The following is an 11,533-nucleotide window of genomic DNA, read 5'->3' as shown; positions in this document are numbered from 1 at the left end:
ATAATATCTGCCTTACAATAATATTGTTATACTACTAGAGACTGATTTATTAGCATGATTACATGTTAATGTTTCTTTACTTAGTAATTAACTTTATAATGTAAGAATAATTATCTTCAACCAAAGAAAGGGATTGATGATTTGTCGTTTCATCAAGTAGAAGAATGGTTTGAGATATTTCGACAGTTTGGTTATTTACCTGGATTTATATTGTTATATATTAGAGCTATAATTCCAGTATTTCCTTTAGCACTCTATATTTTAATTAACATTCAAGCTTATGGACCTATTTTAGGTATATTGATTAGTTGGCTTGGATTAATTTCTGGAACATTTACAGTCTATTTGATCTGTAAACGATTGGTGAACACTGAGAGGATGCAGCGAATTAAACAACGTACTGCTGTTCAACGCTTGATTAGTTTTATTGATCGCCAAGGATTAATCCCATTGTTTATTTTACTTTGTTTTCCTTTTACGCCAAATACATTAATAAATTTTGTAGCGAGTCTATCTCATATTAGACCTAAATATTATTTCATTGTTTTGGCATCATCAAAGTTAGTTTCAACAATTATTTTAGGTTATTTAGGTAAGGAAATTACTACAATTTTAACGCATCCTTTAAGAGGGATATTAATGTTAGTTGTGTTGGTTGTATTTTGGATTGTTGGAAAAAAGTTAGAACAGCATTTTATGGGGTCGAAAAAGGAGTGACATCGTGAAAAAAGTTGTAAAATATTTGATTTCATTGATACTTGCTATTATCATTGTACTGTTCGTACAAACTTTTGTAATAGTTGGTCATGTCATTCCGAATAATGATATGTCACCAAGCCTTAACAAAGGGGATCGTGTTATTGTAAATAAAATTAAAGTTACATTTAATCAATTGAATAATGGTGATATCATTACATATAGGCGTGGTAACGAGATATATACTAGTCGAATTATTGCCAAACCTGGTCAATCAATGGCGTTTCGTCAGGGACAATTATACCGTGATGACCGACCGGTTGACGCATCTTATGCCAAGAACAGAAAAATTAAAGATTTTAGTTTGCGCAATTTTAAAGAATTAGATGGAGATATTATACCGCCTAACAATTTTGTTGTGCTAAATGATCATGATAACAATCAACATGATTCTAGACAATTTGGTTTAATTGATAAAAAGGATATTATTGGTAATATAAGTTTGAGATATTATCCTTTTTCAAAATGGACGATTCAGTTCAAATCTTAAAAAGAGGTGTCAAAATTGAAAAAAGAATTATTGGAATGGATTATTTCAATTGCTATTGCGCTAGTTATATTTGCTATAATAGGTAAATTTATTGTTACACCATATACGATTAAAGGTGAATCAATGGATCCAACTTTGAAAGATGGCGAGCGAGTAGCTGTAAACATTATTGGATATAAAACAGGTGGTTTGGAAAAAGGTAATGTAGTTGTCTTCCATGCAAACAAAAATGATGACTATGTTAAACGTGTCATCGGTGTTCCTGGCGATAAAGTAGAATATAAAAATGATACATTATATGTCAATGGTAAAAAACAAGATGAACCATATTTAAACTACAATTTAAAACATAAACAAGGTGATTACATTACTGGGACTTTCCAAGTTAAAGATTTACCGAATGCGAATCCTAAATCAAATGTCATTCCAAAAGGTAAATATTTAGTGCTTGGAGATAATCGTGAAGTAAGTAAAGATAGCCGTGCGTTTGGCCTCATTGATGAAGACCAAATTGTTGGTAAAGTTTCATTTAGATTCTGGCCATTTAGTGAATTTAAACATAATTTCAATCCTGAAAACACTAAAAATTAATATGAAACAAATAAAACATCGTTTGTCGGTTTTAATACTGATAAACGATGTTTTATTTTGTTAGTACCACAATAAAAGCTAAGTTCGAAATGAACTTATAATAAATCAATCACAATCACTTTGTGTTAAAATATGTGTCAAAGGAAGTGAGGGTTTGTCATGACATTACATGCTTATTTAGGTAGAGCGGGAACAGGTAAGTCTACGAAAATGTTAACTGAAATAAAACAAAAAATGAAACAGGATCCACTCGGCGATCCAATCATTTTAATTGCGCCAACTCAAAGTACATTTCAATTAGAACAAGCCTTTGTCAATGATCCGGAATTAAATGGTAGTTTAAGAACAGAAGTGTTGCATTTTGAACGATTAAGTCATCGTATTTTCCAAGAAGTTGGTAGTTATAGCGAACAAAAGTTATCTAAAGCTGCAACGGAAATGATGATTTATAACATTGTTCAAGAACAACAAAAGTATTTAAAACTTTATCAATCACAAGCAAAATATTATGGGTTTAGTGAAAAATTAACAGAACAAATTCAAGATTTTAAAAAATATGCAGTAACGCCTGAACATTTAGAACACTTTATTGCTGATAAAAATATGCAAACTCGAACTAAAAATAAGTTAGAGGATATTGCTTTAATATACCGTGAGTTCGAACAACGCATTCAAAACGAGTTTATTACGGGTGAGGATTCATTACAATATTTTATTGATTGTATGCCGAAATCAGAGTGGCTAAAACGTGCTGATATATATATTGATGGTTTTCACAACTTTTCAACGATTGAGTATTTAATAATCAAAGGATTAATTAAATATGCGAAGAGTGTCACAATTATATTGACGACAGATGGTAACCACGATCAATTTAGTTTATTTAGAAAACCATCGGAAGTGTTACGACATATTGAAGAAATAGCAAATGAACTCAATATTTCTATTGAACGTCAATATTTCAAGCATTTATATCGCTTCAATAATCAAGATTTAAAGCATCTTGAACAAGAATTTGATGCACTTCAAATCAATCGAGTGGCATGTCAAGGTCATATCAATATTTTAGAATCTGCGACTATGAGAGAGGAAATAAATGAAATTGCGCGACGTATCATCGTTGATATTCGTGATAAGCAATTACGATATCAAGATATTGCAATTTTATATCGTGACGAGTCTTATGCTTATTTATTTGATTCCATATTACCGCTTTATAATATTCCTTATAACATTGATACAAAGCGTTCGATGACACATCATCCGGTCATGGAAATGATTCGTTCATTGATTGAAGTTATTCAATCTAATTGGCAAGTGAATCCAATGCTACGCTTATTGAAGACTGATGTGTTAACGGCATCATATCTAAAAAGTGCATACTTAGTTGATTTACTTGAAAATTTTGTACTTGAACGTGGTATATACGGTAAACGTTGGTTAGATGATGAGCTATTTAATGTCGAACATTTTAGCAAAATGGGGCGTAAAGCGCATAAACTGACCGAAGATGAACGTAACACATTTGAACAAGTCGTTAAGTTAAAGAAAGATGTCATTGATAAAATTTTACATTTTGAAAAGCAAATGTCACAAGCGGAAACTGTAAAAGATTTTGCAACTGCTTTTTATGAAAGTATGGAATATTTCGAACTGCCAAATCAATTGATGACAGAGCGAGATGAACTTGATTTAAATGGTAATCATGAAAAGGCGGAGGAAATTGATCAAATATGGAATGGCTTAATTCAAATCCTTGATGACTTAGTTCTAGTATTTGGAGATGAACCAATGTCGATGGAACGTTTCTTAGAAGTATTTGATATTGGTTTAGAACAATTAGAATTTGTTATGATTCCGCAAACATTGGACCAAGTAAGTATTGGTACGATGGATTTGGCTAAAGTCGATAATAAGCAACATGTTTACTTAGTAGGTATGAATGATGGTACGATGCCACAACCAGTAACTGCGTCAAGCTTGATTACAGATGAAGAAAAGAAATACTTTGAACAGCAGGCTAATGTCGAGTTAAGTCCAACATCAGATATTTTACAGATGGATGAAGCATTTGTTTGTTATGTTGCTATGACTAGAGCTAAGGGAGATGTTACATTTTCTTACAGTCTAATGGGATCAAGTGGTGATGATAAGGAGATCAGCCCATTTTTAAATCAAATTCAATCATTGTTCAACCAATTGGAAATTACTAACATTCCTCAATACCATGAAGTTAACCCATTGTCACTAATGCAACATGCTAAGCAAACCAAAATTACATTATTTGAAGCATTGCGTGCTTGGTTAGATGATGAAATTGTGGCTGATAGTTGGTTAGATGCTTATCAAGTAATTAGAGATAGCGATCATTTAAATCAAGGTTTAGATTATTTAATGTCAGCATTAACGTTTGACAATGAAACTGTAAAATTAGGTGAAACGTTGTCTAAAGATTTATATGGTAAGGAAATCAATGCCAGTGTATCTCGTTTTGAAGGTTATCAACAATGCCCATTTAAACACTATGCGTCACATGGTCTGAAACTAAATGAGCGAACGAAGTATGAACTTCAAAACTTTGATTTAGGTGATATTTTCCATTCTGTTTTAAAATATATATCTGAACGTATTAATGGCGATTTTAAACAATTAGACCTGAAAAAAATAAGACAATTAACGAATGAAGCATTGGAAGAAATTTTACCTAAAGTTCAGTTTAATTTATTAAATTCTTCAGCTTACTATCGTTATTTATCAAGACGCATTGGCGCTATTATAGAAACAACACTAAGCGCATTAAAATATCAAGGCACGTATTCAAAGTTTATGCCAAAACATTTTGAGACAAGTTTTAGAAGGAAACCAAGAACAAATGACGAATTAATTGCACAAACATTAACGACAACTCAAGGTATTCCAATTAATATTAGAGGGCAAATTGATCGTATCGATACGTATACAAAGAATGATACAAGTTTTGTTAATATCATTGACTATAAATCCTCTGAAGGTAGTGCGACACTTGATTTAACGAAAGTATATTATGGTATGCAAATGCAAATGATGACATACATGGATATCGTTTTACAAAATAAACAACGCCTTGGATTAACAGATATTGTGAAACCAGGTGGATTATTATACTTCCATGTACATGAACCTAGAATTAAATTTAAATCATGGTCTGATATTGATGAAGATAAACTAGAACAAGATTTAATTAAAAAGTTTAAGCTGAGTGGTTTAGTGAATGCAGACCAAACTGTTATTGATGCATTGGATATTCGTTTAGAACCTAAATTCACTTCAGATATTGTACCAGTTGGTTTGAATAAAGATGGCTCTTTGAGTAAACGAGGCAGCCAAGTGGCAGATGAGGCAACGATTTATAAATTCATCCAACATAACAAAGAGAATTTTATAGAAACAGCTTCAAATATTATGGATGGACATACTGAAGTTGCACCATTAAAGTACAAACAAAAATTGCCATGTGCTTTTTGTAGTTATCAATCGGTATGTCATGTAGATGGCATGATTGATAGTAAGCGATATCGAACTGTAGATGAAACAATAAATCCAATTGAAGCAATTCAAAATATTAACATTAATGATGAATTTGGGGGTGAGCAATAGATGACAATTCCAGAGAAACCACAAGGCGTGATTTGGACTGACGCGCAATGGCAAAGTATTTACGCAACTGGACAAGATGTACTTGTTGCAGCCGCGGCAGGTTCAGGTAAAACAGCTGTACTAGTTGAGCGTATTATCCAAAAGATTTTACGTGATGGCATTGATGTCGATCGACTTTTAGTCGTAACGTTTACAAACTTAAGCGCACGTGAAATGAAGCATCGTGTAGACCAACGTATTCAAGAGGCATCGATTGCTGATCCTGCAAATGCACACTTGAAAAACCAACGCATCAAAATTCATCAAGCACAAATATCTACACTTCATAGTTTTTGCTTGAAATTAATTCAACAGCATTATGATGTATTAAATATTGACCCGAACTTTAGAACAAGCAGTGAAGCTGAAAATATTTTATTATTAGAACAAACGATAGATGAGGTCATAGAACAACATTACGATATCCTTGATCCTGCTTTTATTGAATTAACAGAGCAATTGTCTTCAGATAGAAGTGATGATCAGTTTCGAATGATTATTAAACAATTGTATTTCTTTAGCGTTGCAAATCCAAATCCTATAAATTGGTTGGATCAATTGGTGACACCATACGAAGAAGAAGCACAACAAGCGCAACTTATTCAACTACTAACAGACTTATCTAAAGTATTTATCACAGCTGCCTATGATGCTTTAAATAAGGCGTATGATTTGTTTAGTATGATGGATAGCGTCGATAAACATTTAGCTGTTATAGAAGATGAACGACGTTTAATGGGGCGTGTTTTAGAAGGTGGCTTTATTGATATACCTTATTTAACTGGTCACGAATTTGGCGCGCGTTTGCCTAATGTAACAGCGAAAATTAAAGAAGCAAATGAAATGATGGTCGATGCCTTAGAAGATGCTAAACTTCAATATAAAAAATATAAATCATTAATTGATAAAGTGAAGAGTGATTACTTTTCAAGAGAAGCTGATGATTTGAAAGCTGATATGCAACAATTGGCGCCACGAGTAAAGTACCTTGCGCGTATTGTGAAAGATGTTATGTCAGAATTCAATCGAAAAAAGCGTAGCAAAAATATTTTGGATTTTTCTGATTATGAACATTTTGCATTACAAATTTTAACTAATGAGGATGGTTCGCCTTCAGAAATTGCCGAATCATACCGTCAACACTTCCAAGAAATATTGGTCGATGAGTATCAAGATACGAACCGAGTTCAAGAGAAAATACTATCTTGCATCAAAACGGGTGATGAACATAATGGTAATTTATTTATGGTTGGAGATGTTAAGCAATCCATTTATAAATTTAGACAAGCTGATCCAAGTTTATTTATTGAAAAGTATCAACGCTTTACTATAGATGGAGATGGCACTGGACGTCGAATTGATTTGTCGCAAAACTTCCGTTCTCGAAAAGAAGTACTGTCAACGACTAACTATATATTCAAACATATGATGGATGAACAAGTCGGTGAAGTAAAATATGATGAAGCGGCACAGTTGTATTATGGTGCACCATATGATGAATCGGACCATCCAGTAAACTTAAAAGTGCTTGTTGAAGCGGATCAAGAACATAGTGATTTAACTGGTAGTGAACAAGAAGCGCATTTTATAGTAGAACAAGTTAAAGATATCTTAGAACATCAAAAAGTTTATGACATGAAAACAGGAAGCTATAGAAGTGCGACATACAAAGATATCGTTATTCTAGAACGCAGCTTTGGACAAGCTCGCAATTTACAACAAGCATTTAAAAATGAAGATATTCCATTCCATGTGAATAGTCGTGAAGGTTACTTTGAACAAACAGAAGTCCGCTTAGTATTATCATTTTTAAGAGCGATAGATAATCCATTACAAGATATTTATTTAGTTGGGTTAATGCGCTCCGTTATATATCAGTTCAAAGAAGACGAATTAGCTCAAATTAGAATATTGAGTCCAAATGATGACTACTTCTATCAATCGATTGTAAATTACATTAATGACGAAGCAGCAGATGCTATTTTAGTTGATAAATTAAAAATGTTTTTATCAGATATTCAAAGTTACCAACAATATAGTAAAGATCATCCGGTGTATCAGTTAATTGATAAATTTTATAATGATCATTATGTTATTCAATACTTTAGTGGACTTATTGGTGGACGTGGACGACGTGCAAACCTTTATGGTTTATTTAATAAAGCTATCGAGTTTGAGAATTCAAGTTTTAGAGGTTTATATCAATTTATTCGTTTTATCGATGAATTGATTGAAAGAGGCAAAGATTTTGGTGAGGAAAATGTAGTTGGTCCAAACGATAATGTTGTTAGAATGATGACAATTCATAGTAGTAAAGGTCTAGAGTTTCCATTTGTCATTTATTCTGGATTGTCAAAAGATTTTAATAAACGTGATTTGAAACAACCAGTTATTTTAAATCAGCAATTTGGTCTCGGAATGGATTATTTTGATGTGGATAAAGAAATGGCATTTCCATCTTTAGCTTCGGTTGCATATAAAGCTGTTGCCGAAAAAGAACTTGTGTCAGAAGAAATGCGATTAGTCTATGTAGCATTAACAAGAGCGAAAGAACAACTTTATTTAATTGGTAGAGTGAAAAATGATAAATCGTTACTAGAACTAGAGCAATTGTCTATTTCTGGTGAGCACATTGCTGTCAATGAACGATTAACTTCACCAAATCCGTTCCATCTTATTTATAGTATTTTATCTAAACATCAATCTGCGTCAATTCCAGATGATTTAAAATTTGAAAAAGATATAGCACAAGTTGAAGATAGTAGTCGTCCGAATGTAAATATTTCAATTATATACTTTGAAGATGTGTCTACAGAAACCATTTTAGATAATAATGAATATCGTTCGGTTAATCAATTAGAAACTATGCAAAATGGTAATGAGGATGTTAAAGCACAAATTAAACACCAACTTGATTATCAATATCCATATGTAAATGATACTAAAAAGCCATCAAAACAATCTGTTTCTGAATTGAAAAGGCAATATGAAACAGAAGAAAGTGGCACAAGTTACGAACGAGTAAGACAATATCGTATCGGTTTTTCAACGTATGAACGACCTAAATTTCTAAGTGAACAAGGTAAACGAAAAGCGAATGAAATTGGTACGTTAATGCATACAGTGATGCAACATTTACCATTCAAAAAAGAACGCATATCTGAAGTTGAGTTACATCAGTATATCGATGGATTAATCGATAAACATATTATCGAAGCAGATGCGAAAAAAGATATCCGTATGGATGAATTAATGACATTTATCAATAGTGAGTTATATTCGATTATTGCTGAAGCAGAGCAAGTATATCGTGAATTACCGTTTGTAGTTAACCAAGCATTAGTTGACCAATTGCCACAAGGAGATGAAGACGTCTCAATTATTCAAGGTATGATTGACTTAATCTTTGTTAAAGATGGTGTGCATTATTTTGTAGACTATAAAACCGATGCATTTAATCGTCGTCGTGGGATGACAGATGAAGAAATTGGTACACAATTAAAAAATAAATATAAGATACAGATGAAATATTATCAAAATACGCTTCAAACGATTCTTAATAAAGAAGTTAAAGGTTATTTATACTTCTTCAAATTTGGTACATTGCAACTGTAGTATTTTGATTTTCAAAAGAATAAAAAATAATTTCGATTAAGTGCAAAGCCCATGTAGCAGAATGAACACAACTCATTTTCAAAATTGTCTTACTTATTTATTTGTTATTTGATAACGAAAAAAGTTATAATGTGAATTAAGATAAAGATGAGGAGTTGAGAATGAATGAAATTCTTATCATTCAAGTATAATGACAAAACTTCATATGGCGTTAAAGTAAAACGCGAAGATGCTGTATGGGATTTAACACAAGTATTTGCTGACTTTGCAGAAGGAGATTTCCATCCTAAAACATTGTTAGCTGGTTTACAACAAAATCATACTTTAGATTTTCAAGAACAAGTACGTAAAGCAGTTGTAGCAGCAGAAGATAGCGGCAAAGCTGAAGACTATAAAATTTCATTTAATGACATTGAATTCTTACCACCAGTAACACCTCCGAATAATGTGATTGCTTTTGGTAGAAATTACAAAGATCATGCGAACGAATTAAATCATGAAGTAGAAAAATTATATGTATTTACAAAAGCAGCGTCATCTTTAACAGGAGATAATGCAACAATTCCAAATCATAAAGATATTACTGATCAATTAGATTATGAAGGTGAATTAGGTATTGTTATTGGTAAGTCTGGTGAAAAGATTCCAAAAGCATTAGCTTTAGATTATGTTTACGGCTATACAATTATTAACGATATCACTGATCGCAAAGCACAAAGTGAACAAGATCAAGCATTTTTATCAAAAAGTTTAACTGGCGGTTGCCCAATGGGTCCTTATATCGTTACTAAAGACGAACTACCATTACCTGAAAATGTAAATATTGTTACAAAAGTTAACAATGAAATTAGACAAGATGGTAACACTGGCGAAATGATTCTTAAAATTGATGAATTAATAGAAGAAATTTCAAAATATGTTGCACTACATCCGGGAGATATTATTGCAACTGGTACACCAGCAGGCGTTGGTGCAGGTATGCAACCACCTAAATTTTTACAACCAGGTGATGAAGTTAAAGTGACTATTGATAATATTGGAACACTGACAACTTATATCGCTAAATAATTATCATTTAAAAAGCGAGGCTGGGACATAAATCCCTAAAAAACAGCAGTAAGATAATTTTCAATTAGAAAATATCTTACTGCTGTTCTCTATTTATACAATACTTCGTATTGAATGGCTTCGCTTTCCTAGGGTGCCGTCTCAGCCTCGGTCTTCGACTGGCACTGCTCCCTCAGGAGTCTCGCCATTAATACTACGTATTAACATGTAATTTTACTTTGAAATACTTTAATGCCCAAATTAATCAAAAGCTTTTTGAACCAGAAACGAAAAAAATCAATAGTCAAAGAAAAATTGATGTAGAGCCTGTTTTTGGATTTGTGAAGGCTATTTTGGGTTTCACTAGAATGTCAGTTCGAGGAATAAATAAAGTTAAACGAGAGCTAGGTTTTGTATTAATGGTACTTAATATAAGGAAAATAGCAGCTCAACGAGCTGTACATTATAAAATACATATCAAAAAAGCTGATTTCTATCAAATAATTAATAGAAAACAGCTTTTTTAAATTGCCTAAGAACTTAATGTCCCAGCCTGGTTTTTTCTTGCTTTTCTAAAAAGGTGTTAAAGATAATTGTTTATAATGTTACCATTTTGAGATGAAAGTGAAATATTGATATTAAGAAGTAGTTGATTATTTTACAGCAGATGCACAATATTCTAATAAGGAATAAAATGTCATGTTCTTCCTCTCAAATATAGAAGTGTGGTAGAATATATATTCGTGTATAATCAAATCATGATTAAATTACAAGCAAGTGGGTATTAATCCCAAGAAGCTTTAATTTAATAATATAAATTATTAAAGTGGGGGGAATCAGTATGTTACATTTACATATATTAAGTTGGGTATTAGCGATTATTTTATTTATCGCTACATACTTAAACATTTCAAAAAATCAAGGTGGTACGCCATATTTCAAACCGTTGCACATGATTTTACGCTTATTTATGCTGTTGACGTTAATTTCAGGATTTTGGATATTAATTCAGTCATTTATGAATGGCGGGGCAAATCATATGTTGCTTACATTGAAAATGCTGTGTGGTGTTGCAGTAGTTGGATTGATGGAAGTGTCGATTGCTAAAAGAAAGAGACATGAACAAAGTCACACAATGTTTTGGATAACAATTGCATTAATTATCATCACAATGGTATTAGGTGTCATTCTACCGTTAGGGCCTATATCAAAATTATTCGGTATTGGCTAATTGATAAGACATATAGTATATGACATAAGGCATGGACAATTATTAGTCCAAGACCTTATGTCTTTTTTGATTCTAAAAATGTTAAACATAAAAAATGGACTGGATAGTAGTACCAGTCCAACATAATT

7 protein-coding genes and 1 pseudogene are annotated in these 11,533 nt (G+C 32.1%); all 8 read left to right on the top strand.

Features of this window, described 5'->3' with window-relative positions; translation table 11 throughout:
• The first annotated feature begins 141 nt into the window (after positions 1 to 141).
• The 8 genes and pseudogenes from IDG64_RS00510 (at position 142) to IDG64_RS00475 (ending at position 11,405) form a co-directional block, all read left to right on the top strand.
• The gene (locus tag IDG64_RS00510) at positions 142 to 717 is read left to right on the top strand and encodes a TVP38/TMEM64 family protein (RefSeq protein WP_000007967.1); all 576 of its coding nucleotides are present in this window, start codon (positions 142 to 144) and stop codon (positions 715 to 717) included.
• A 4-nt stretch (positions 718 to 721) separates the two neighbouring features.
• Positions 722 to 1,246, top strand: a complete 525-nt coding sequence (gene lepB / locus IDG64_RS00505) for a signal peptidase I (RefSeq protein ID WP_000758204.1) — start codon at positions 722 to 724, stop codon at positions 1,244 to 1,246.
• A gap of 15 nt (positions 1,247 to 1,261) precedes the next feature.
• Positions 1,262 to 1,837 (top strand): signal peptidase I, encoded by a 576-nt coding sequence (lepB, locus tag IDG64_RS00500; RefSeq protein ID WP_000711893.1) that lies wholly within the window; start codon positions 1,262 to 1,264, stop codon positions 1,835 to 1,837.
• Between the two features lie 159 nt (positions 1,838 to 1,996).
• Positions 1,997 to 5,473: a helicase-exonuclease AddAB subunit AddB gene (addB, locus tag IDG64_RS00495; RefSeq protein WP_000172372.1), complete on the top strand. Its 3,477-nt coding sequence runs from the start codon at positions 1,997 to 1,999 to the stop codon at positions 5,471 to 5,473.
• Positions 5,474 to 9,127, top strand: a complete 3,654-nt coding sequence (gene addA / locus IDG64_RS00490; protein WP_000154912.1) for a helicase-exonuclease AddAB subunit AddA — start codon at positions 5,474 to 5,476, stop codon at positions 9,125 to 9,127.
• A 165-nt stretch (positions 9,128 to 9,292) separates the two neighbouring features.
• Entirely contained in the window at positions 9,293 to 10,195 is a 903-nt protein-coding gene (locus tag IDG64_RS00485; RefSeq protein ID WP_000670752.1) for a fumarylacetoacetate hydrolase family protein, read from the top strand.
• 224 nt (positions 10,196 to 10,419) lie between these two features.
• Positions 10,420 to 10,701: pseudogene (locus tag IDG64_RS00480) on the top strand (transposase); the annotation flags it as partial.
• 314 nt (positions 10,702 to 11,015) lie between these two features.
• Positions 11,016 to 11,405: a YisL family protein gene (locus IDG64_RS00475; RefSeq protein WP_000902811.1), complete on the top strand. Its 390-nt coding sequence runs from the start codon at positions 11,016 to 11,018 to the stop codon at positions 11,403 to 11,405.
• Positions 11,406 to 11,533 lie beyond the last annotated feature (128 nt).

The organism is Staphylococcus sp. EG-SA-15 (genome assembly GCF_017151895.1).
In the GTDB taxonomy this organism is placed as follows: Bacteria; Bacillota; Bacilli; order Staphylococcales; family Staphylococcaceae; genus Staphylococcus; species Staphylococcus aureus.
This window is presented reverse-complemented; position numbering and strand designations above follow the sequence as displayed.

Bases quoted from the DNA above. Each gene is read 5' to 3' on its own strand.
- addB (WP_000172372.1), top strand. From the start codon at position 1,997: ATGACATTACATGCTTATTTAGGTAGAGCGGGAACAGGTAAGTCTACG.
- addA (WP_000154912.1), top strand. From the start codon at position 5,474: ATGACAATTCCAGAGAAACCACAAGGCGTGATTTGGACTGACGCGCAA.
- IDG64_RS00485 (WP_000670752.1), top strand. From the start codon at position 9,293: ATGAAATTCTTATCATTCAAGTATAATGACAAAACTTCATATGGCGTT.
- IDG64_RS00475 (WP_000902811.1), top strand. From the start codon at position 11,016: ATGTTACATTTACATATATTAAGTTGGGTATTAGCGATTATTTTATTT.